The organism is Methylophilus sp. UBA6697 (genome assembly GCF_002454655.1).
Lineage (GTDB): Bacteria > Pseudomonadota > Gammaproteobacteria > Burkholderiales > Methylophilaceae > Methylophilus.
Map to the genome: position 1 here is coordinate 13592 of NZ_DKJH01000050.1, position 20943 is coordinate 34534.

The window sequence follows — 20943 nt, forward strand, 5'->3', positions numbered from 1 at the left end:
ACCTAAAAGTTACAACGCTTAGAAGTACGTCAGCCCCAGCGCAGCCCGCACTTCACTCATGGTGTTTGCCGCGACTTCGCGTGCCTGTTCTGTGCCTTCACGCAGCAATTGCAAAATATAGCCCTTGTCGTTTGCCAGTTCGGCGCGACGGCTGCGAATCGGTTCCAGCATTTCCTGCAACACGGCTTCGAGGCGTTTTTTAACGATGCTGTCCGCCAGGCCGCCACGTGTATAGTGTGCTTTGAGCTCAGCGACGGCGGCTTTGTCAGTATCAAACGCATCCAGGTAGGTGAAAGCGATATTGCCTTCAACATGGCCCGGGTCTTCAATTTTTAAGTGCAGCGGATCGGTGTAAACGCGCTTCACGGCTTTGCTCACTTCGTCAGCCGTTGCGCCGAGGTTAATCACGTTACCCAGTGATTTGCTCATTTTGGCCTTGCCATCAATGCCGGGCAGGCGGCCAAGCTCTGGCACCAGCGCTTTGGTTTCAACCAGGATTTCCTGCTTTGTGCTGGCGTTCTTATAGGTACGGTTAAAGCGGCGCACGATCTCGTTGGTTTGCTCAATCATCGGGATCTGGTCTTCGCCCACTGGCACCAGGGTGGCTTTAAATGCGGTAATGTCCGCGGCCTGGCTGACAGGGTAGGTGAGGAAACCCGCCGGAATATCACGTTCAAAATCACGCAGGCGAATTTCTTCTTTCACAGTCGGGTTACGCTCCAGGCGCGCCACTGTGACTAAGTTCAGGTAATAAAACGCCAGTTCAGTCAGTTCAGGCACTTGTGACTGGATAAAAATGGTCGACAGCTTAGGGTCTATGCCGACGGCCAGGTAATCCAGCGCCACTTCCACCACATTGCGATGCACTTTATCGATGTCATCCATATTGTCGGTCAGCGCCTGTGCGTCGGCCAGCATCACATATTGCTTGTATTCATGCTGATATTTGACGCGGTTGCGCAAGCTGCCAACAAAATGCCCCAGGTGCAATGGGCCAGTCGGGCGATCGCCAGTCAGGATAATGGATTGTGTGCTCATCGTATTGTGCTCTAATCGGTCTGAGATTGGTTAGTGAATGAAGGTTATTCCCACTCGATGGTGGCAGGCGGTTTGCCGGAAATGTCGTACACCACGCGGTTAATGCCGCGCACTTCGTTAATGATGCGGTTGGAGACTTTGCCTAGCAAGCTATACGGCAACTCTGCCCAGTGTGCGGTCATAAAGTCGCTGGTGACGACGGCGCGCAATGCAACCACATAGTCATAAGTGCGGCCATCACCCATCACGCCGACTGACTTCACCGGCAAGAACACGGTAAATGCCTGGCTGGTGAGGTCGTACCAGGTTTTACCTGTGGCAGCGTCTACAGTGTTGCGCAGCTCTTCAATAAAGATAGCATCTGCGCGTTGCAGCAATAAGGCAAATTCGCTTTTCACTTCACCTAGAATACGTACACCCAGTCCTGGGCCTGGGAACGGGTGGCGATAGACCATGTCGCGCGGTAAGCCGAGTGCGACGCCGAGTTCGCGTACTTCGTCCTTGAACAGGTCGCGCAATGGCTCCAGCAGTTTCAGGCCTAATTGTTCAGGCAAGCCGCCGACGTTGTGGTGGCTCTTGATGGTGACTGCTTTTTTCGATTTGGCGCCACCGGATTCAATTACATCCGGGTAAATCGTGCCTTGCGCCAGGAAAGTCGCGCCTTTGTGGCCAGCGCCGCTGGCTTTCAGCTTGGCCGCTTCAGCTTTAAATACTTCCACAAACTCGGCACCGATGATTTTACGTTTGGCTTCCGGGTCACTGACACCAGCCAGTTTACCCATAAATTGCTCAGTAGCGTCAACGCGGATCACATTGGCATGCAGGCGGCCAGCGAACATTTCCATCACCATATCGCCTTCATTCAGGCGTAACAGGCCGTGGTCAACAAACACGCAGGTCAGCTGGTCGCCAATCGCGCGATGAATCAAGGCGGCCGCGACGGAGGAGTCAACGCCGCCGGACAAGCCTAAAATGACTTCTTCGTCGCCAACCTGGGCTTTGATCTTGGCCACTGCTTCGCTGATGTAGTCACCCATGATCCAGTCTGGCTTCGCCGCACAGATATCCAATACAAAGCGTTCCAGCATGGCCTGGCCTTGCTTGGTGTGCGTGACTTCAGGGTGGAACTGTACGGCGTAGAATCTGCGATCTTCATCGGCCATGGCGGCAATCGGCGTCGTGTCGTTGCTGGCGATGACTTTAAAGCCTGTTGGCAGTTCGGTGACTTTGTCACCGTGACTCATCCAGACGTCAATCAGGCCATGACCTTCAGCGTTGGTGGCATCCTGGATATCGCGGAACAGGGCAGAGTGGCCGCGCGCGCGCACCTGCGCATAGCCAAACTCACGCTTGGTGCCCGCTTCTACCTTGCCACCCAGTTGTTGCGCCATGGTTTGCATGCCGTAGCAAATACCCATCACCGGCACGCCCAGTTCAAATACCGCTTGCGGTGCTTTGTCGGTTTCTTCTTCATACACGCTGGCATGGCTGCCGCTGAGGATAATGCCGTCGGCATCGAAGTTTTTGACAAACTCGTCAGACACATCGCAAGGGTGGATTTCGCAATACACATGCGCTTCGCGCACGCGGCGGGCGATGAGCTGGGTAACTTGTGAACCGAAGTCTAGAATGAGGATTTTTGAGTGAGACATTTTTTTAGCCACAGAGTGCACAGAGGACACAGAGGGTTGAGAGATGAATCTCTGCGTCCTCTGTGTCCTCTGTGGCTGGTTTAATAATGGTCAGTGAGACTTAATCTACGCGATAGTTAGGGGCTTCTTTAGTAATCTGTACATCATGCACATGCGATTCACGCATACCGGCACTGGTGATTTGTACAAACTCGGCTTTATTGCGCATGTCTTCAATGGTGGCACAACCGACATAGCCCATCGAGGCACGCAAACCACCCATCAACTGGTGTACCACAGCCAACACGCTGCCTTTATAAGGCACACGGCCTTCAATACCTTCTGGTACCAGTTTGTCTGCGTTCGCGGTGTTGTCCTGGAAGTAGCGGTCAGAAGAGCCTTTTTGCATGGCGCCGATAGAACCCATACCGCGGTAAGACTTGTAAGAACGGCCCTGGAACAGTTCGACTTCCCCTGGCGCTTCTTCGGTACCGGCGAACATGCCGCCCAGCATGACGCTGTATGCGCCAGCTGCGATGGCTTTTGAAATATCACCAGAGAAACGAATGCCGCCGTCAGCAATAAATGGTACGCCGGATTTTTCCAGTGCTTTAGCCACGTTGCTGATAGCTGTAATTTGCGGCACACCGACACCAGCGACGATACGGGTAGTACAGATAGAGCCTGGGCCAATGCCGACTTTCACGCAGTCGGCACCGTGGTCTACCAAGGCCAGCGCAGCTTCAGCAGTGGCAATGTTGCCACCAATGACTTGTAGTTTTGGATATTTGGTTTTCGCCCATTGCACGCGGTCCAGCACGCCTTGCGAGTGTCCATGTGCGGTGTCGACGACAATGGCGTCTACGCCAGCTTCAACCAACGCATCAATACGCTCGTCAGTGCCTTCGCCCACGCCCACCGCTGCGGCGACGCGCAAACGGCCTTTTTCATCTTTACAGGCTAAGGGGTGATCGTGCGATTTTTGAATATCTTTGACGGTGATCAGGCCTTTGAGTTCGTAGTTTTGACCGACGACCAGCAGGCGTTCCAGGCGGTGCTTGTGCAGCAGGCCCATGATTTCTTCACGGCTGGCGCCTTCTGGCACCGTGACCAAACGGTCTTGCGGTGTCATGACATTGCTGACGGCTTGGTCCAGGTTGGTTTCAAAGCGCAGGTCACGGTTGGTGACAATGCCGACGACTTTGCCATCTTGCAAGACTGGCAGGCCGGAGATTTTTTGTTGTTTGGTGATGTCCATCACTTCACGCACGCTCATGGCGGGGTGGATGGTCACCGGGTCAATCACGACACCAGATTCGAAACGTTTTACGCGGGAGACACGGGAAGCCTGCATCTCAATCGTCATGTTTTTGTGAATGATGCCCATGCCGCCCAGTTGCGCCAGCGCAATTGCCATGCGTGCTTCGGTAACAGTATCCATCGCAGCAGATAACAGCGGGATATTTAAAGTGATGCTTTTGGTCAGCTTGGTACTGAGGTTGACCTCGCGAGGCATGACATTCGAATGGGCTGGAACGAGTAAAACGTCATCAAAGGTCAGGGCTTGTTGCAACAAACGCATGTGAATTCCTTATCTCCAAAATATAATTATACCGATTTCGTTTTGCCTTGACAAAGCGTTTTGCATTTTTTGCCGAGATGCTGGTAGTGTTTGGCATGGTTTGTGCATGGATGTTTTTTAATTAAGAGCAGGGCGTGAGTGATGAAGATGATGTTGAAACTGATTTTGGCAGGATGTCTGCTGTGCAGCTTGCAAGCAGGGGCTGAAATCTATAAATGGCGCGATGAAAAAGGCGTGATGAATTATTCTGACGTGCCACCACAGGCAGGGGCCAATAGTACGCAAAAAATCAAGGCCGCCACGGTGCCTAATGATATTCCGCTGACGCGCTCGGATGCTTATCAGCGCGAAGAAGGCGCGTCCAACAGCAAAAGATCACTTGATAACCGTGAGGCTGTCGGTAATGGGCAGTCAGCCGAAGCTGAGGCGCTTAAAGCCATGCAAGAGCGCTTGAAGGCACAGAACTGTGCTGCCGCAAGGTCTAACTACCGTAACTATGCCGTTGGCGGCCGCATGCAAAATGTCAATGAAAATGGCCAGAAAGAGTATCTGACGGATGATCAAATCAGAGAAGGCCAGGCCAGGGCGCAGCAGGAAATTGACGAAAATTGTCCAGTTGAGTAACCAAAAGCGTTCGCTTTTATTCAAAGCTGGCGTTTTTACTTCCCATTTTTGGCAGCTGCGCGTTGCCTGCGCGCTTCTTTAGGATTCGCCAGCAATGGCCGGTAAATCTCTACCCGGTCCATGGCTTTCAGTATCGTCCCGTGTTCTGTCTTCTTGCCAAAAATCCCCAGCACTAAGTGATCCAGCGAAATATCAGGGTATTGCTGTGCAATGCCTGATTGGATGACGGCTTCCAGTGCAGTCGTGCCCGGGCTCACCGTCAATGCAATAATCGTTTGCGCCTGCGGTAGGGCGTAGGCAACTTCCACGGTAATCATCTCGGCTTGCGTGTTTGGCATTCGCGCTATTTCAAATGCAGTTTGTCGGCCTGTTTGACAAAGCTATCCACAAAGGTATTGGCAATATGGCTAAACACCGGCGCGATAATGCGTTCGACCAGGCTGTTAGCAAACACATATTCCAGTTTAAATTCAATTTTGCAGGCATCTTCCCGCAGGGCGATAAAGTGCCAGTGGCCGGTGAGGTGCTTGAACGGGCCATCGACCAGGGTGATATCCATATGATGCGGCGCTTGTTTGTGGTTGCGCGTAGTGAAGTGTTGCTGAATGCCATGGTAGCGAATATGAATCGTCGCTTGCGTCACCAGCTCTGTGCGCTCTATGAGTTCACTGCCGCCACACCAGGGCAAAAATTGCGGATAATCCTCCACCGCATCGACCAATTGAAACATGGCGGCACAGGAGTGCATGACTAAAACGGTTTTTTCTACTTGCGCCATTGAGTTAAGCCATTTCAGCGATGGTTCCAGAACGGAATTGGGTTTTGAGTTAAAATGCTATTTTAAGTGATTTAAGTCTGCACACCAGCGTTATGAGCATCGCGCAAAACAAAAAAGCGTTTTTTGACTACTTTATCGAAGAAAAATACGAAGCCGGCCTTGTGCTTGAAGGCTGGGAAGTCAAAGCCATACGCGATAACCGTACCAACCTCAAAGAGGCTTACGTGGTGGTCATGCGCGGCGAGTTGTACCTGATTGGCTGCCATGTGACGCCGCTGGGTGCTGCCTCCACCCATATCCGTCCTGATGCTATCCGTACACGTAAATTGTTGTTGCACCGCGAAGAAATTGACAAGCTGATTGGCAAGGTTGAGCGCGCCGGTTACACCATTGTGCCGCTGGACATGCACTTTACACGTGGCCGCATCAAGATCCAGATTGGCCTGGCCAAGGGTAAAAAACAGCACGACAAGCGCGATACTGAAAAAGAACGTGACTGGAAGCGTGAGCAGAATCAGCTGTTAAAAAACAAGCAACGCAGTCGTTAAACCCAGGTCAGTCCCTGTTATTCGCACCATCATTCATGGTGCGTTTTCATTTTATTCTCTACGGACTTTTCCCTGCACTTGTCCGTTCGTGCTGATGCGTGCGTNNATTTTAATGTAATTAAATTGTGTTAATCTAAATTGGTTGGTGCCGCTTTGAGTGGAGGAGATTCACTTGTTTTAAGGCCCAACTATTTTCATTAACAATTTAAATAAGGAAGAAGTTATGCGTGAATTAACAATGACTGAAGTTGAAGTGGTTTCTGGTGGTTTTTCCATTATTCCTGAGTATCCAACATCCTTGGGTCTGGTAGGCGGTATCGCTACTATCCTGACTGGCGCTGGTTACATCATTGCCGTTGCCGGTACTAACCTGGCACTGGGCTTGAACGAAGCATTGGGCATTGCGACACCACGTCCATTCTAAATTTAAGCTGTAAAAGAGAGCGCCATTGCATCTGATGTAATGGCGCTTTTTTTATTGCTGTGAGTGTGCTTCAGAATTGCTGGTAAATGCGTTGCGTTTGTGCGCTGCGGTAGGGTTTTTGCGATAGTGCTTTAGGGCCATTGCCCTTTAAATATCCTCCACTATAATTCGCAAATCGTTATCACGGTAACGATTAATTCAAATAAAAAACTTGCATGAGAGGAACGCTCACGTGGCTATCAATAAAACAATCAAAACGCTTTTTCTAGGCTTGAGCCTCAGCCTGGCCAGCCTCGGTACGCAGGCCGCAGTGATGACCGTCAACTTTAACTACACTGGTTCGACCTTGTTTAACCTGGCAGGTAACTTTAGCTACGATGCGGCTACCGCCGGTACCATGGTGGATAAGACTGAGTTACTCAGTTTTAAGTATGATGTGTTTGCCAAAGCGGATCCTGCGACGCCGCTTTTCGGTTATGTGCTGTCTGATTTGCAATCGCGGGTCGACTTCATTTTTAACTTTGATACTGTCAATCAACAGTTGACCAATACCCGTGCAGCACCTCAGCGCTGGCAGATTGGTTCTTTTGGCTTTGCGACAAACGCGGGGCGGGACAACAGCCTGGTCGGGCAGGCGACTATTAGGGATGGTACCGACATAGATACGGTAGTTGCTGCAAATTTTGCATCTGCGATGAAATATCATGTGAGTACCGTGCCCGAGCCTGAAAGTAGTGGCCTGATACTGGTGGGCCTGGGCTTGATGGGTGCCGTGCTGCGCCGTCGCCAGCAGGTTTAATCGCCTGGCGTGACAGCAATCTAAAAAACCTCACTGCGGTGAGGTTTTTTGTTGGCAACATTAAAGCCTAACTGGCTGCTGGGGCGGCCATGGCACTGCGTAGTGCGGCTGGAATCAGACCCGGCAGATCATCAGCAATTAAGCCTACACCAAACAGGTTGGCCGCTGCGCCATGTAGCCAGGTGGCTGCGGCACAGGCTTCAAAGGCAGGCATGCTTTGTGCCAGCAGGCTCGTGATCATGCCTGCCAGCACATCCCCTGCGCCAGCGGTGGCCAAGGTGGCTGGGGCGTTGTCATTGACGATTAGTCTGCCATCCGGGTTGGCAATAATCGTGTGGGCGCCTTTGAGGAGCACGATGGCCTGGCTGAGTCGGGAGGCTTCCTGTACTTGTTTGAGGCGGGTGGGTAGTGATTCATCTGGCCGTTGGCCAAATAGCCGCGAGAATTCACCATCATGCGGAGTCAGCACGCAAGTAGATTGGATGTTATTTTTGAGTAGATCAACCTGGCCATTGAGGCCGCTAATCGCATCTGCATCTATCACTACCGGTTTGCCACTGGCCAGCATGTTGAGGGTTGTTGCCAGTGTTTGTTCGCTTGCGCCAGCACCGGGGCCAATCAGGCAGGCGCTGACGCGCTGGTCTGCAATCAGCGCGTAGAGTTCATCTGGCTGGGTGTAGGGTTTCACCATAATGCTAAGGCATTGGCTGGCGTATATAGGCAAGGCGCTGTCGGGCACGGCAATGGCGGTCATACCTGCGCCTGCGCGTGCTGCAGCCAGTGCGGCCAGCCTGGCTGCACCCGTGACTGGATAACCGCCTTGAATCAGGACATAGCCGCGATTGTATTTGTGGCTACGGGCATCCGGCTGGGGGAGTAAGTGTTGCCATTGTGCTGGCGTGTTGAGTAGAGGGTCGGGCATGGATGAATTGTATGCTTGTGATGTCAGATTGGCGAGTCCACGCAAGATTTTATCCCTCGTGTTCATTGTCGGCGAAGGGGCTTTACGGTAAAATGTTCTCCCGTCTGTAACAATCTCTAAGTACCTTATCCATGACCAAATATGTATTCGTAACCGGCGGTGTTGTTTCTTCTCTTGGAAAAGGTATCGCAGCCGCCAGTCTTGGCGCGATTCTCGAGTCCCGTGGCATTAAAGTCACCATGTTGAAACTCGACCCCTATATTAACGTCGACCCCGGCACCATGTCACCGTTCCAGCACGGTGAAGTGTTTGTCACCGACGATGGCGCCGAAACCGACCTTGACCTTGGCCATTACGAGCGCTTTATCAGCAGCAAGATGTCCAAGCGCAATAATTTCACGACCGGCCAGATTTACGAAACCGTGATCAAAAAAGAGCGTCGCGGTGAATATCTGGGTAAAACCGTGCAGGTGATCCCGCATATTACCGATGAAATCAAGGCACACGTCAAACGTGGTGCCGAAGGCGCAGATGTAGCGATTGTTGAAGTCGGCGGCACGGTAGGTGATATTGAGTCATTACCGTTTCTGGAAGCCATCCGCCAGATGGGCTTTGAAGAAGGCCGAAATAACGCCTGCTATGTGCATCTCACCCTGTTGCCATGGATTCCGACTGCTGGCGAGTTGAAAACCAAGCCGACGCAGCACTCGGTCAAAGAGTTGCGCGAGATTGGTATCCAGCCAGACATCCTGTTGTGTCGTGCTGAGCGTGAAATCCCGGAAGATGAAAAACGCAAGATTGCCTTGTTTACCAACGTGCCTTTTGAAGCCGTGATTAGCGCGATTGATAGCGATTCTATTTACAAAATTCCAGGCTTGCTGCATGAGCAAATGATGGATGAAATCGTCTGCCATAAACTGAATATTCTGGCCAAAGCGGCCGATTTGTCTGCCTGGCAAAAAATTACCCACGCGCAGGCCAATCCAAAAGAAATCGTTGATATTGCCTTTGTTGGTAAATATGTTGACCTGACCGAGTCTTACAAGTCACTGACTGAAGCCCTGATCCATGCCGGTATCCATACCGAGTCTAAAGTCAAAATTCATTATATTGATAGTGAAGATATTGAAAAGAATGGTACCAATGGCCTGAATGGTATGGATGCGATTCTGATTCCTGGTGGCTTTGGTGTACGCGGTACTGAGGGCAAAATTGCGGCCATTCGCTATGCACGTGAAAGCAAAGTGCCTTATCTGGGGATTTGCCTGGGCATGCAACTGGCTGTGATTGAATATGCGCGCAATGTGGCCGGGCTGAAAGATGCTAACAGTACCGAGTTCAACCCGAAAACTGAGCACAAGCTTATTGGCCTGATTGATGAGTGGCAAGACGCTTCTGGCAAGATCGAGAAACGTGACGAGCATTCTGACCTCGGCGGCACCATGCGTTTAGGCGCTCAAAGCTGTCCTATCGTGCCAAATACCCTGGCAGCCAGCATTTATGGCAATGAAGTGAATGAGCGTCATCGTCACCGTTATGAAGTCAACAACCATTACGTGGACCAGTTGAAAGCCGCAGGTTTGGTGATTTCTGCACGTACGCCGCGTGAAGAACTGTGTGAAATGATTGAATTGCCGCAAACAGAGCATCCATGGTTTGTGGCTTGCCAGTTCCACCCGGAATTTACCTCCAACCCACGTAGCGGCCATCCATTATTTAAAGCCTATGTGCAGGCAGCCCTGGCGCAAAAAGCGACTAAAAAGTAAGGAATTCTCATGAAGTTATGTGGTTTTGACGTTGGCATTGAACATCCGCTATTTTTGATCGCAGGTCCTTGCGTCATTGAATCCAAACAAATGGCGATTGATACCGCTGGCCAGTTAAAAGAAATGGCCGCGCGTATTGGCGTGCCGTTTATTTACAAATCGTCTTACGATAAAGCCAACCGTAGCTCCACCAAAACCTTTAGAGGTTTTGGCTTGGAAGAGGGCCTGAAGATTCTGGACGAAGTGCGTGCCCAGATTGGCGTGCCGATTTTGACCGATGTGCATACTGAAGAACAGGTGCCACATGTGGCAGCAGTGGTCGATGTGTTACAAACACCGGCTTTCCTGTGTCGCCAGACCGACTTTATCGTGGCTTGTGCCCAGTCCGGCAAGCCGGTGAATATCAAAAAAGGCCAGTTTTTGGCGCCTGGTGATATGAAGCAGGTGGTTAACAAGGCGAAAGAAGCCAACGGCGGTATCGACAATATTATGGTCTGCGAGCGCGGCGCTTCTTTTGGCTATAACACGCTGGTGTCAGACATGCGTGGCCTGGCCATTATGCGTGAAACCCATTGCCCGGTGGTGTTTGATGCCACACACTCGGTACAGCAACCTGGCGGGCAAGGCGATAAGAGCGGCGGTCAACGTGAGTTTGTGCCTGTGCTGGCACGCGCCGCGGTGGCTAGCGGCATCGCCGGTGTGTTTATGGAAACGCATCCCGATCCAAGCAAAGCCTTGTCAGACGGCCCGAACGCCTGGCCTTTGGGCAAAATGGAAGATTTATTGCATCTGCTGGTCGATCTCGACAGACTGGTGAAAAAAGCCGGTTTCGCAGAACAAACCCTATAATTTTTTGACATCTTAAGATAAGGATAAATCATGAGCGCTATTGTAGATATTATCGCCCGCGAAATTATGGATTCACGTGGCAACCCGACCGTTGAAGTCGATGTCTTGCTGGAAAGTGGTGTCATTGGCCGTGCTGCAGTACCTTCAGGTGCTTCTACCGGTGCCAAGGAAGCCATGGAGCTGCGTGATGGTGACAAGAGCCGTTATCTGGGCAAAGGCGTGTTGAATGCGATTGAAAACGTTAACACCGAAATCACTGAAGCGATTATCGGCCTGGACGCTGAAGAGCAAAGCTTTATCGACAAAACCCTGATTGAGCTGGATGGTACTGACAACAAGGACCGCTTGGGCGCGAATGCTATTTTGGGCGTGTCTATGGCCTGTGCACGTGCAGCGGCTGAAGAAAGCGGTTTGCCTTTGTATCGCTACCTGGGCGGCTCAGCATTCATGCAATTGCCAACCCCAATGATGAACATCATTAATGGTGGTGCGCATGCAGATAACTCCGTGGATATTCAAGAGTTCATGATTGTGCCAGCCGGTTTGCCAACCTTCCGCGAGGCGTTGCGCGCGGGTGCGGAAGTGTTCCATGCCCTGAAGAAAACATTGCATGCCAAAGGCCTGGCAACGACCGTGGGTGACGAAGGTGGTTTTGCACCTAACCTGCCATCCAACGAATCTGCCTTGCAGTTGATCATGGAATCAATCGAGGCAGCAGGTTACGAGCCAGGTAAAGACATCTACCTGGGCCTGGATTGCGCCAGTACCGAGTTTTACAAGGATGGTAAATATCATCTGGAGTCAGAAGGTGCTGCACTGACTTCTGCACAATTCTGCGACTACCTGGCGACCTTGGCAGGCAAATATCCTATCATCACCATTGAAGATGGTATGGACGAGTTTGACTGGGATGGCTGGGATCTGCTGACGCAGCGCCTGGGTAAAACCACGCAGCTGGTGGGCGACGACCTGTTCGTCACCAACCCGAAAATCTTGCGTGAAGGCATCCAGAAAGGCGTGGCCAACTCTGTGCTGATCAAAGTGAACCAGATTGGTACTTTGACCGAGACTTTCCAGACTATCGAGATGGCTAAACGTGCCAACTACACGGCGGTGGTTTCACACCGCTCCGGTGAAACTGAAGATACCACTATTGCGGATATCTCTGTGGCTACCAATGCGTTGCAGATCAAAACCGGTTCCCTGTGCCGTTCAGAGCGCGTGGCCAAGTACAACCAGTTGCTGCGTATTGAAGAAGAGTTGGGCGATGCCACTAGCTACGCAGGTTTGTCTGCGTTCTACCAGTTGTTCAAGTAAGCTGGGTGAAGTCAGGTCACTGATAGGTCAATGTGCGTAAACTGACGGTCGTATTGGTGGTCCTGATTGCCCTGCTGCAATATCCATTGTGGCTGGGCAAAGGCAGCTGGTTACGTGTCTGGCAGTATTCGCAGCAGATTGAGGCACATGAAAAACGCAACGAATATTATCGGCAGCGTAACGACACTTTGCGTGAAGAAGTACGCGACCTGAAGCAAGGTCAGTCAGCGATTGAAGAGCGTGCGCGTAGCGAGCTGGGACTGGTCAAGCAGGATGAAGTATTTTTTCAGGTGATCCAGAATAAGCAGCCCGTGACGAACAAACCAAGCTCACCACTGGAAGCGAAGCCAACGGCGGAAAAGCAACTAGAGGCTAAACCGCTGGATGTGAAGCCAGTAGATGCTGACGTGAAAGCGGACTAATATACAGTTACTTCATAAAAAAGGCGCCTGAGGCGCCTTTTTTGTTATTTAAAATAGTGCTGGGTTATTTAATATCTCTTTTTTCAGTTTTTCCGATAAGTCACTGGTTGCACGGCTGCCAGCTAAGCCAAGGTTCGTTTTGAACTCTGAGAATTCAGCATAGCCATTTCCATCAACTTTCAAGGTTTTGATTAGATTTCCCTTGGTGTCTGTGACATTGCAGGACAGCTCGACTCTGAAAAAAGTCGGCGGCCATGTAAAGGCAGAATCTGAACTGGAGGCCGTAGTAATCACCGGGGTATAAATCAATTCGACCGCATTATCTCGAATGGCCTCTGAATCAGTCGCTGACTTGATCACGACTACATCTTGATACACTGCCCTTAATGCATCGCGTATGGCTTTTTCAGAGTCTTTGTAAGCGTAATAAGATACTTTATCGCCACCGCCGCCAGGAGTGGTCACCTGCGTATTTCTTTCAGTATCTGACAAAACATAAGCGACTTTCTTAGGCTTAAGATTGCTTTGAGGCCTGTCGGGTGTATGAGTAGGATTGATCGAAATGGGATGAGCGCATCCCGCTAATAACATCAAGCAGATAGAGATGAGTCCCAGCTTTAAAGAAGAAGATTTTCGCATTGGATTTCCCTATTTTTTAATGGCGTTTATAAATTCAGAATCGTTATAGACGTTTTTAAGAAATGTTCTGACCAAGTTAGGATATTCTCTTTGCCCAATACCTATCGCAACAGCGCCTGCAAATGAGGATTCAAATTGCGTGGTTGTGGAGTACACCTTGTCTAGTGTAACTGCCCCATTTTTTACAATGGTCAGGTTAACGCTTAATATCCCAGAGCCTTTGCTGATGCCTGAGATATCGATATCGTTTTTAAGTACTGTGGCATTTAATTTTGTGTTCGAACTGGACTCAAGAATCCCGATTTCCTTCAGGTCTGAGCGAATCGCATTTTCCAGATAAGTCGAAAATACGCCTTCGGGCGCTTTCATTGAGCTGCCTCTTAAACTGATTTTATTGACTGTTGCATTGGGGTCATTAGGCTGGAAATTGCCAACCGATAGTTTTTCTAAATTCAGCTTCTTTAAATGATCCAGTGTTTCATAATCCGGACTGTAATTGGGCGCTTGTAAGCTCGCGCAGCCAGGAAGTAGGGCCATTAACATGGCAAGGAAAAGGAATTTTTGTTTTTTCATTATTATCTCGCTTAATGTTGGATTTTATGGCGAATTGGTTCGCCATAAAATCTTAACTTAAAAAGACAAATAGTAAGATGGATTTATATAAATAACTTACTGATCCAAATAAAAAAGGCGCCTAAAGCGCCTTTTTTATTGCTGAAACTTGTTACGGCAGGACATAAGGTAATTCTTTAAAGTCTAGCGTCTGGCCTTGCCAGTTGATGGCACCAGCTTCTTTGGCTTCCAGTCGGCATTCGGCCAATACCCACCAGCCATTGTTGGCAGTTGGTGCTACGCGTACCAGTTGCCCGGCTTCCTGCTGCTGGGCATCATGTAATACATCACCAGCGTGTGGCGCTTGCCCGCCAGTGAGTTGTGCCAGTAGTGTGCGACGTTTGACCTTGCCCAGATAGTGCGTGCGCGCTACGATTTCCTGGCCGGTATAGCAGCCTTTTTTAAAGTTGATGCCATTGAGCGCATCCAGATTCACCATTTGCGGTACAAATTGCTCTTTGGTTGCTGCATACACTTGTGGAATACCTGCCTGGATTTCCAGCGCTTCCCACTGCGAGGTGCTGCTTGGTGTGAAGGTGGCAGACAGTGATTGCCAACTGGTTGGTGCCTGCTCGCCAGCAACGACTAATAAAGCACGTTGTTGCGCGCCTGCATCGGCCAGACGTATCAGCGTGCCGTGAAGCGTCTGCGCTTGTTGGTATGGCGTGACAGGTAACGCTTCAATGGTTGCCGCCAGTGTGTCACTGGCCAGTCCTAAAGACACGCGTCGCTCACTGGCATCTTCCACCAGCACTTTGCTACGCAGCACGTACATGCGCAAGCGTTTGACCAAATCAGGGATCAAGTCACGCGGGCATTGCAGGTAAATGACGTCATCTATCGTGAAACTGAAGAACAGTGCCAGTAAACGGCCTTTAGGCGTGCAGTAACCATTGAATTGCGCGCCTTGGGCGAGCAGTTTAATATCGTTAGTCACTTGCCCTTGCAAAAAGGTCTGACTGTCTGCGCCACTGATGGCAATCAGCCCATGGCTGGAAAGGTCAAACAATTGTGCATTGGCTGCCGTGGCTGGGAATGTGGCTTCACCCAGTGCATTGAATTGCGCGCCTTGTGAGGTCAAAAAAGATTGCCAGGCGTTTGCTGGGCTGGACATAAAAAGGGGTTCCTTCCGGGGCAGGACAAGCTTGTATGGGCTGCCCGTATGATTACGATGAAAAAAGCTATTCTATCAAGTGAAATCGGTCTACGCCTCAGACCCTCTAAGTTTTTATGGGGGTGGGGATGGCTTTTTTCAATGCTGGTGGTGTTTAGCCTTATATATAGCCTGCCTTTGCGATGGGCTGCGCTGGCTGTATTGGCCTATATATTGGTATGTGTTTGGCAATGGACACAATTACCCGCCACGCGTTGGCCATGGAGCGTGCAGTCATTAAGAGTCGATGTGTTTGGACAGATGACTTTGACGGATAAGCGCGGCCAGACCTGGTCGTTTGCCGTGTTGCCTGACTCGGTAGTACATCCGGCTTGTATCGTTTTACATCTCACGGCCTTAGTGCCACAAGAAAACGAGCTTACCTTGGTTAAAACACCTTCAGCGCTGATGACGCGCTTGCTTAGGCCTAAACGTTTGTTAATCCTGCCCGATCAGGCAGACACGCAAGCTCTGCAGGCCTTACGTGTCTGGTTAAAGTGGGGGATACGCGAGTAAGCGCCGTATTGATTGAAGGTGTTTATTGAAAGTGATTGTCGTGCGCCACAGATTCTGCGCGTACCGAGAATTTTGAGCGGATCTGGTTACGATATAGATGCAGGTTCTGTTTGATTTGACGCCATGGGTGGCGACTGGCATAAGTGCCCAATACACACAGGCCCGCCAAGATGGCAAACAGCCAGCTGAGCGGTAGCGGGGCAATATCGTGACGGGCAGGTTTCTGCGCCTTCATGGCTTGTAACACGTTGTATGTGCTGTCGCCTTTAATATATTTTGCCCCAATCTCTTTGGTCAGGCTTTCCAGGTATTCTGTCGACAATTTCGAAATGAACCTGTCGTTATCCCCATAGGCAATATTGTCATCGCGCACGCCCAAGGTGCTTTCTGAAATCTGGGCAATGCCGGGCTGCATGGCAAAGCTCTCGTTAGACCAGTAACCAATCACCTGATTCTCAGGGCTGAGTTTGGGGATGGCCACGCCTTCTTCTGAGCCAATGCCGACAAACAACCATTCATCACCGCCCTGAAACTCTTCCAGGTTTTTGGTGTTAAACGCGTGCAATTTGGGCGCTTCTTCGCCGTCAGTAAAATACAGCACTTGCGCGGGCTCAGGCATGGCGCGTACCACTTTGGCCGTCACAAACAGGCTCTCGCGTACGCGGCTATTGCCCGACCAGGCCATACGCCAGTCCAGGTGTGCAATCGTATCCTGAATGGCGGCAAAGTTACTGCATACCTCAATCGGTGAGTACATGGCGGCTACCGAGTTGCCGGCGAACATGCCGATACTGACTTTGGTGCCACAGGGCAGGGAGGCGACGACTTCATGCATCATATTCTGCATATAGGCCATGCGCGTGACCTTTTTGCCGTTGAGTGTCATGTCTTCAGCATTCATGCTTTGCGAAATATCTGCGATCAAAAAGTAAGCGTAGATATTATGCTTGAACGGGATACTGGGCCGCAGAATGGCGCCCAGCAAGCATAGCAGGGCCAGTCCGAGCAGGGCGGTGTCACGGTGCTTGATAAAGTGTCTTAGCCAGATATTCATGGAGTGCCAGTCAATAATATTCAGTCAAATGATTCACGTATTACACACACTTGTTATGGCAAGCCGTTAGGGATATTGCCCATGATCAGCCCCGGGTTGTCTGATTCGCCGACGCCCGGTGTTGGTTTTTCAGGTAGCAGGCCCAGTACGCGATCAAAGTTACGGCGCGTTCCCCAATTGCTGTTATCTGCCTTGAGGGCCGTTTTGTAAGAGGTAGCCGCTTGCGACAGCAGGTACTCGAGTTCGTCACGCGTGCTGTTGTCGTTACCGCCCGTCAGCTGGATCGCGCGCAAAAAGAACATATTGCCTACATTGTGCAAAATGGCCGCGCGCTGGCTGGCATTGGCCTGGTCTATCAGCTTGGTAAACAGCAAGGTAGACTCTTTGTAGCGCTCGTTTTTGCCCAGCCAATAGGCCACGGCAAATTTTGCCTCAAAACTTTGTTGGTCGGTTTGTGGGCTTTTGGCGGATGTCACTGCTTCATTAAAGGCTTCTACCTGCTGTATGCGTTGCCAGCTATAAGCCATAGTGGCGAGAGATGCGACTGCCACAACCAGCAGGCCGGTTACCAGTTTATTTACGCTGAGCGCCATGTGTGTATCTCCAGATATTTAACAGCCAGCAGGAAGGCAATCATGACAAATGCAATCCAGTAACACACATTGGTGTAATCATGGCCAGGGATCTTTTCCAGGTATTGAATCGGTTTTTTCTCTTTGCTGTTAATGTCGGCAATGGCGGCTTCGAGTGATTTTGGATCCGCCGCTTCATAAGCACTAAACGGGGTGCGCAACGTCTGAAAAAACTGATACAGCAACACTTCACTCGGCATAGGGCCGGCGTAGCTACTTTCGGCGTATTTGGGGTCAAAGATGGTGACGCCGCCAGGCTGGCGCAGCACAATCCAGTACAGGCCGATGTTGTAGCGTTGCAGCCAGTCACGCAGTTTTTGCTGCACCATATCGCTGACACGGCCGGCACCATCCGAAATCAGGATAATCACACGTGAGCCGGAATCCGGCACATCTTTAAATAATTCAACCGCGCTGGTTAGGCCGCCACCAATATTGGTTTGAAACAGGGAGTTGCCCGCTGTGGCCTGAATGGCGGATAGCATGGCTTCTTTGTTTTCTGTCAATGGCAACACGTACATGGCTGAGTTGCTGAATGTAATCAGCCCCATCATGTCGTTGTTCCGGTGTTGTAAAAACTGGGTCATGATACGCGCCGCGGCCACAGACTTGGTTTCGCCGACATGGCCATCTTTGTCGCCCGCAAACGGATCGTCCATACTGGCGCTGCGGTCCAGTACCAGGCCGATCTGTGCACCGATACCGGTACGCTCTATTTGCTGTTCCAGGCTATGTGGTCCGGCCAGGCCCAAAATGATAAAGACGATGCTGAGCACCGCAAGCACTTTGAGCAAAAAACCGATCATGCTGGACAGCGGATCCGGTGGCAACAAACCTATCCACGAATAATGCTTGCTGTGCGCACGCTCCAGCAATAGCGGCAGCAGCGCCAATGGCAGCGCCCATAACAGCCAGGGATGTGTGAATGCCATTATGTTTGCACCTCTGGGCGTAAGCCGCGCTCGCAGTCACGCATGTGGCGACAGAATTTTTTCAGCCATTGTTTGGGTGGCATGCCTAAGTCCAGCGGCGTTTTGGCATCGAAAAACACCTGGCGCGACAAAGCAAAAAAGCGTTCGATCTCTGGTTTAGCGACGGCGAAAGCCGGTTTTTCTTGCAGCAGTCGCTCAACGCCATTACCAAACACGCTATGGCCTGCCACTTGATGCAGGGCTTCATGCACGGTTGAAATGGCCTGCTGTAAACCTTGCGCATCTTCAGGCAGCTTGCCGATTTTGCGGTAAGCCTTGGCAAAAGCACCTCCCATATACGGCAACCATGTGCGTGCACCCAATATATATAGCAAAGCCAATAGGCTGGCCGCCAACACGCCTGCGGCGATTTTCAGGGCTAATTGCTCTTTGTCTGCGTGCAGTTTGAGCGGTGCGACATAGGGGCTCATTTCATTTTTGAGGTTCACTTCGCCATACACCGAAAGCGGTGAGGTGCGGAAGTTAAACGACGGCATGCGGAATTGTTTGATGTCTTTGCTGCCTTGCTGGCGCAGTTTGACAATCTCGCCTCTTAAAATGGCGGGTTTGGCGACGCGGCCGCTTTTAAACACCTGGTATTCAAGGTGGATGGTATACACGGATTGCTTGCTTTCATGCCGCTCTTTGACGTCAATCGCGGTTAACTCAATGCCCGATACCTGGCCGCGGTATCTGTGCTCATAACCAACGATAGGCAACGATTCCTTGATCAGGTCATAAGGCTGTTTGACGGTCAGTATCATGGTGCGTTGCAGCTTGTCGCCCACCACATAACCAGCATCGCGGCTGGGGTTGATTTCTTTAACGCTGACAAACTTGCTGTCTACCGAAGGCAGAACTACATCGGCGGAGGTGCTCAAGCTAGTGCAGAGCAAGGTCGATGCGAGAAATAATGACAATAAATGGTTGCGCGCTTTCATCGGTCGCTTTCCTTAGGCAGGCACATATTGGTGGAAGTAATCGGTGAGCAGGTCTGCATCAAACGTGTCTTCCACAAAAAATGGCTGCATATCAAATCTCATAAAAATATCTTCAATCGCCCGGCGTCTCGCAGCAAATGCTTCCAGGATGCGTTCACGATAGGAAGCACGTAGAAACAAGGTGCGTCGCTCGCCGGTTTCCGGGTCGTTGATACTGGTAATGCCAAATTCCGGCAACTGTTTGTATTCAGTGCTATTCCACAGAATGACAGGCACAATATGGTGGCGCAGCATCAGTAATAGCGCCTCTTCCAGTTGCTCCAGTGGCATATGAAAGTCGGATACCAGGAAGATCAACGCTCGTTCGCGTGGCAGCAGGCGCACGCTTTCAAGCAAGGCGCCGGCACCGACTTCATTCGGCAGATGGTTTTCCAGGCGGTCCGCCAGGTCGAACATGGTGTGAGGACGCAACGAGAGCGTGCTCAGCCATTCGTCATGTACATCATCATCAAAGCCGATAAATCCAACCGGATCCGTATTGCGGCTGGCGGATTGTGCCACCGAACGCGTGATATGGGCGGCGGTGACCAACTTTGTGTGCGGTGTACCATATTGCATAGAGCCTGACATATCGCACATCACAAACACCGGCGTGGCACTTTTCTGGTTGAAAATACGCACATAGACCTGTTCCATCGGGTCACGGATGGTCTGGCGAATATCGATCCGGCGCGGGTCCGGGTATGACAGCAACGTGGTGTGACCACGAAACTCCATGCCCATGCCGCGCTGATTGCTTTTATGGCGGCCTGGACGACGCGAGCGGGAACGCCAGCCAATGTGGTAGCTGAATTCCTTAATGGTTTCCATAACGTTCCAGCAACAAAAACTTAAGGCGCTGCGACGGCATTGGTAATGCCAGTCAGCAATTCGCGTGCGATTTCGGTACGACGCATTTCGTAGACCGGGCTAAATACCAGGCGGTGTGCGATTGTTTCGTGGAACACGGCGTGAATGTCTTCTGGCACCACGGCCTGGCGATTATTGAGCCAGGCGTTGACGCGGGCGGCGCGCAGCAACATGCCCATCCCACGCGGGCTGGCGCCACTCAATACCAGGCGTTTCATATCGACATTGGATACTTTGACGCCGTAAGCCACCGGGTCTTTAGTCGCCAGCCACAAGTCCAGCGCATATTTACGCAGGGCAGGGCTAGCCTGGATGTTTTCCTGGATGACCTTGGCAAAGCTATTCAATTGGTCAAATTTGAGGACATCGGCGGGCACATTGGAAATCAACTGGTCCACATCATGAAAGCGCGTATCAAAAATCAATGATTCCATAATGTCATGCGCAGGCGGCACCACAATCGGAATTTCCATCATGAAACGGTCNNTCGACCTGGTTGCGGTCAGCGAATACCAGCATGTGCGGGAAGTAGTGTTCTTTATTAAAGGCGGTCAGCGTACGCTCAGCCATCACGCGCAACATCAGTGAGTGCACCTGCGGCCGGGCACGGTTGATTTCGTTAAAAAAGAAAATCGATAAATCCTGGCCAGACATCAGCAACGGGCCAGGGCTCACATGTGGTTTGCCATCTTCACCCAGATAGGTGTGATACACCAGGTCATTCGGCATCAGGTCAATCGTACCTTCAATCCGCTGGTAACCGCCGCCAATGCCGCGCGTAAAGGCGCGCAGCAAAGTGGTTTTACCCACGCCGAC

At 51.1% G+C, this 20943-nt stretch carries 25 protein-coding genes; 9 read left to right on the top strand and 16 right to left on the bottom strand.

The genetic code is table 11. From position 1 onward, the window contains the following. Positions 1-18: 18 nt before the first annotated feature. The 3 genes from trpS to guaB form a co-directional block, all read right to left on the bottom strand. A complete protein-coding gene (trpS, locus tag B3355_RS13310) occupies positions 19-1038 on the bottom strand; it encodes a tryptophan--tRNA ligase (protein WP_292784828.1) in 1020 nt (339 codons plus the stop codon). 44 nt (positions 1039-1082) lie between these two features. Continuing rightward, positions 1083-2690, bottom strand: coding sequence for a glutamine-hydrolyzing GMP synthase (gene guaA, locus B3355_RS13315; protein ID WP_047518296.1), 1608 nt, complete (start codon positions 2688-2690; stop codon positions 1083-1085). Positions 2691-2790: 100 nt separating this feature from the next. Beyond that, positions 2791-4251: an IMP dehydrogenase gene (guaB, locus tag B3355_RS13320; protein WP_047518294.1), complete on the bottom strand. Its 1461-nt coding sequence runs from the start codon at positions 4249-4251 to the stop codon at positions 2791-2793. Positions 4252-4392: 141 nt separating this feature from the next. Here guaB and B3355_RS13325 point away from each other — a divergent pair, with 141 nt between their 5' ends. Further along, positions 4393-4875 (top strand): DUF4124 domain-containing protein, encoded by a 483-nt coding sequence (locus B3355_RS13325; RefSeq protein ID WP_292784836.1) that lies wholly within the window; start codon positions 4393-4395, stop codon positions 4873-4875. Between the two features lie 35 nt (positions 4876-4910). Here B3355_RS13325 and B3355_RS13330 read toward each other — a convergent pair whose 3' ends face one another. Together B3355_RS13330 and B3355_RS13335 are read right to left on the bottom strand one after the other, a co-directional pair. Continuing rightward, positions 4911-5213, bottom strand: a complete 303-nt coding sequence (locus tag B3355_RS13330) for an RnfH family protein (RefSeq protein ID WP_292784839.1) — start codon at positions 5211-5213, stop codon at positions 4911-4913. 5 nt (positions 5214-5218) lie between these two features. After that, a complete protein-coding gene (locus tag B3355_RS13335; protein WP_019882036.1) occupies positions 5219-5653 on the bottom strand; it encodes a type II toxin-antitoxin system RatA family toxin in 435 nt (144 codons plus the stop codon). A gap of 92 nt (positions 5654-5745) precedes the next feature. On the opposite strand from B3355_RS13335, the gene smpB reads away from it, so the two are divergent. The 3 genes from smpB (at position 5746) to B3355_RS13350 (ending at position 7424) form a co-directional block, all read left to right on the top strand. Continuing rightward, entirely contained in the window at positions 5746-6201 is a 456-nt protein-coding gene (gene smpB / locus B3355_RS13340) for an SsrA-binding protein SmpB (RefSeq protein ID WP_019882037.1), read from the top strand. Positions 6202-6424: 223 nt separating this feature from the next. Then, positions 6425-6625, top strand: coding sequence for a hypothetical protein (locus B3355_RS13345; protein ID WP_019882038.1), 201 nt, complete (start codon positions 6425-6427; stop codon positions 6623-6625). Positions 6626-6857: 232 nt separating this feature from the next. Next, positions 6858-7424, top strand: a complete 567-nt coding sequence (locus tag B3355_RS13350) for a PEP-CTERM sorting domain-containing protein (protein WP_292784843.1) — start codon at positions 6858-6860, stop codon at positions 7422-7424. A 67-nt stretch (positions 7425-7491) separates the two neighbouring features. On the opposite strand, the gene B3355_RS13355 is transcribed toward B3355_RS13350, so the two are convergent. Beyond that, the gene (locus B3355_RS13355; protein WP_292784846.1) at positions 7492-8346 is read right to left on the bottom strand and encodes an NAD(P)H-hydrate dehydratase; all 855 of its coding nucleotides are present in this window, start codon (positions 8344-8346) and stop codon (positions 7492-7494) included. 131 nt (positions 8347-8477) lie between these two features. Here B3355_RS13355 and B3355_RS13360 point away from each other — a divergent pair, with 131 nt between their 5' ends. From B3355_RS13360 to ftsB, 4 genes are read left to right on the top strand one after another with little or no spacing between them, the layout of a single operon-like run. After that, entirely contained in the window at positions 8478-10112 is a 1635-nt protein-coding gene (locus B3355_RS13360; protein ID WP_019882041.1) for a CTP synthase, read from the top strand. Positions 10113-10121: 9 nt separating this feature from the next. Continuing rightward, on the top strand, positions 10122-10961 hold the full coding sequence (kdsA, locus tag B3355_RS13365; RefSeq protein WP_019882042.1) for a 3-deoxy-8-phosphooctulonate synthase: 840 nt from the start codon (positions 10122-10124) through the stop codon (positions 10959-10961). 30 nt (positions 10962-10991) lie between these two features. Further along, the gene (eno, locus tag B3355_RS13370) at positions 10992-12278 is read left to right on the top strand and encodes a phosphopyruvate hydratase (RefSeq protein WP_019882043.1); all 1287 of its coding nucleotides are present in this window, start codon (positions 10992-10994) and stop codon (positions 12276-12278) included. Between the two features lie 32 nt (positions 12279-12310). Continuing rightward, on the top strand, positions 12311-12700 hold the full coding sequence (ftsB, locus tag B3355_RS13375) for a cell division protein FtsB (RefSeq protein WP_292784854.1): 390 nt from the start codon (positions 12311-12313) through the stop codon (positions 12698-12700). A 48-nt stretch (positions 12701-12748) separates the two neighbouring features. On the opposite strand, the gene B3355_RS13380 is transcribed toward ftsB, so the two are convergent. The 3 genes from B3355_RS13380 to B3355_RS13390 form a co-directional block, all read right to left on the bottom strand. Then, positions 12749-13339, bottom strand: coding sequence for a hypothetical protein (locus B3355_RS13380; RefSeq protein ID WP_232411360.1), 591 nt, complete (start codon positions 13337-13339; stop codon positions 12749-12751). Positions 13340-13348: 9 nt separating this feature from the next. Next, entirely contained in the window at positions 13349-13912 is a 564-nt protein-coding gene (locus B3355_RS13385; RefSeq protein WP_019882047.1) for a hypothetical protein, read from the bottom strand. Between the two features lie 151 nt (positions 13913-14063). Then, on the bottom strand, positions 14064-15065 hold the full coding sequence (locus B3355_RS13390; protein WP_292784859.1) for a YgfZ/GcvT domain-containing protein: 1002 nt from the start codon (positions 15063-15065) through the stop codon (positions 14064-14066). Between the two features lie 141 nt (positions 15066-15206). Here B3355_RS13390 and B3355_RS13395 point away from each other — a divergent pair, with 141 nt between their 5' ends. Beyond that, positions 15207-15620 carry a hypothetical protein gene (locus tag B3355_RS13395; RefSeq protein ID WP_292784862.1) on the top strand — a complete coding sequence of 138 codons (414 nt, stop codon included), beginning with the start codon at positions 15207-15209 and terminating at the stop codon, positions 15618-15620. Between the two features lie 22 nt (positions 15621-15642). Here B3355_RS13395 and B3355_RS13400 read toward each other — a convergent pair whose 3' ends face one another. The 7 genes from B3355_RS13400 to B3355_RS13660 are packed head-to-tail and all read right to left on the bottom strand — an operon-like array spanning position 15643 to position 20937. After that, positions 15643-16674, bottom strand: coding sequence for a vWA domain-containing protein (locus B3355_RS13400; protein ID WP_292784865.1), 1032 nt, complete (start codon positions 16672-16674; stop codon positions 15643-15645). Between the two features lie 53 nt (positions 16675-16727). Beyond that, complete coding sequence (locus tag B3355_RS13405) at positions 16728-17267, bottom strand: hypothetical protein (protein ID WP_024929928.1); 540 nt, start codon at positions 17265-17267, stop codon at positions 16728-16730. Further along, positions 17252-18238 carry a vWA domain-containing protein gene (locus B3355_RS13410; protein ID WP_019882053.1) on the bottom strand — a complete coding sequence of 329 codons (987 nt, stop codon included), beginning with the start codon at positions 18236-18238 and terminating at the stop codon, positions 17252-17254. Before B3355_RS13410 ends, B3355_RS13405 begins: the two co-directional genes overlap by 16 nt. Further along, on the bottom strand, positions 18238-19218 hold the full coding sequence (locus B3355_RS13415; RefSeq protein WP_292784872.1) for a hypothetical protein: 981 nt from the start codon (positions 19216-19218) through the stop codon (positions 18238-18240). Before B3355_RS13415 ends, B3355_RS13410 begins: the two co-directional genes overlap by 1 nt. 12 nt (positions 19219-19230) lie before the next feature. Further along, complete coding sequence (locus B3355_RS13420) at positions 19231-20088, bottom strand: DUF58 domain-containing protein (RefSeq protein ID WP_019882056.1); 858 nt, start codon at positions 20086-20088, stop codon at positions 19231-19233. A 20-nt stretch (positions 20089-20108) separates the two neighbouring features. After that, complete coding sequence (locus B3355_RS13655; RefSeq protein ID WP_422655878.1) at positions 20109-20603, bottom strand: AAA family ATPase; 495 nt, start codon at positions 20601-20603, stop codon at positions 20109-20111. After that, on the bottom strand, positions 20566-20937 hold the full coding sequence (locus B3355_RS13660) for an AAA family ATPase (protein WP_422655879.1): 372 nt from the start codon (positions 20935-20937) through the stop codon (positions 20566-20568). Before B3355_RS13660 ends, B3355_RS13655 begins: the two co-directional genes overlap by 38 nt. Positions 20938-20943 lie beyond the last annotated feature (6 nt).

Coding starts and splice junctions, on each gene's coding strand:
- trpS (WP_292784828.1), bottom strand. CDS start 1,038: ATGAGCACACAATCCATTATCCTGACTGGCGATCGCCCGACTGGCCCA.
- guaA (WP_047518296.1), bottom strand. CDS start 2,690: ATGTCTCACTCAAAAATCCTCATTCTAGACTTCGGTTCACAAGTTACC.
- guaB (WP_047518294.1), bottom strand. CDS start 4,251: ATGCGTTTGTTGCAACAAGCCCTGACCTTTGATGACGTTTTACTCGTT.
- B3355_RS13325 (WP_292784836.1), top strand. CDS start 4,393: ATGAAGATGATGTTGAAACTGATTTTGGCAGGATGTCTGCTGTGCAGC.
- B3355_RS13330 (WP_292784839.1), bottom strand. CDS start 5,213: ATGCCAAACACGCAAGCCGAGATGATTACCGTGGAAGTTGCCTACGCC.
- B3355_RS13335 (WP_019882036.1), bottom strand. CDS start 5,653: ATGGCGCAAGTAGAAAAAACCGTTTTAGTCATGCACTCCTGTGCCGCC.
- smpB (WP_019882037.1), top strand. CDS start 5,746: ATGAGCATCGCGCAAAACAAAAAAGCGTTTTTTGACTACTTTATCGAA.
- B3355_RS13345 (WP_019882038.1), top strand. CDS start 6,425: ATGCGTGAATTAACAATGACTGAAGTTGAAGTGGTTTCTGGTGGTTTT.
- B3355_RS13355 (WP_292784846.1), bottom strand. CDS start 8,346: ATGCCCGACCCTCTACTCAACACGCCAGCACAATGGCAACACTTACTC.
- B3355_RS13360 (WP_019882041.1), top strand. CDS start 8,478: ATGACCAAATATGTATTCGTAACCGGCGGTGTTGTTTCTTCTCTTGGA.
- kdsA (WP_019882042.1), top strand. CDS start 10,122: ATGAAGTTATGTGGTTTTGACGTTGGCATTGAACATCCGCTATTTTTG.
- eno (WP_019882043.1), top strand. CDS start 10,992: ATGAGCGCTATTGTAGATATTATCGCCCGCGAAATTATGGATTCACGT.
- B3355_RS13380 (WP_232411360.1), bottom strand. CDS start 13,339: ATGCGAAAATCTTCTTCTTTAAAGCTGGGACTCATCTCTATCTGCTTG.
- B3355_RS13385 (WP_019882047.1), bottom strand. CDS start 13,912: ATGAAAAAACAAAAATTCCTTTTCCTTGCCATGTTAATGGCCCTACTT.
- B3355_RS13390 (WP_292784859.1), bottom strand. CDS start 15,065: ATGTCCAGCCCAGCAAACGCCTGGCAATCTTTTTTGACCTCACAAGGC.
- B3355_RS13395 (WP_292784862.1), top strand. CDS start 15,207: ATGCTGGTGGTGTTTAGCCTTATATATAGCCTGCCTTTGCGATGGGCT.
- B3355_RS13400 (WP_292784865.1), bottom strand. CDS start 16,674: ATGAATATCTGGCTAAGACACTTTATCAAGCACCGTGACACCGCCCTG.
- B3355_RS13405 (WP_024929928.1), bottom strand. CDS start 17,267: ATGGCGCTCAGCGTAAATAAACTGGTAACCGGCCTGCTGGTTGTGGCA.
- B3355_RS13410 (WP_019882053.1), bottom strand. CDS start 18,238: ATGGCATTCACACATCCCTGGCTGTTATGGGCGCTGCCATTGGCGCTG.
- B3355_RS13415 (WP_292784872.1), bottom strand. CDS start 19,218: ATGAAAGCGCGCAACCATTTATTGTCATTATTTCTCGCATCGACCTTG.
- B3355_RS13420 (WP_019882056.1), bottom strand. CDS start 20,088: ATGGAAACCATTAAGGAATTCAGCTACCACATTGGCTGGCGTTCCCGC.
- B3355_RS13655 (WP_422655878.1), bottom strand. CDS start 20,603: ATGATGGAAATTCCGATTGTGGTGCCGCCTGCGCATGACATTATGGAA.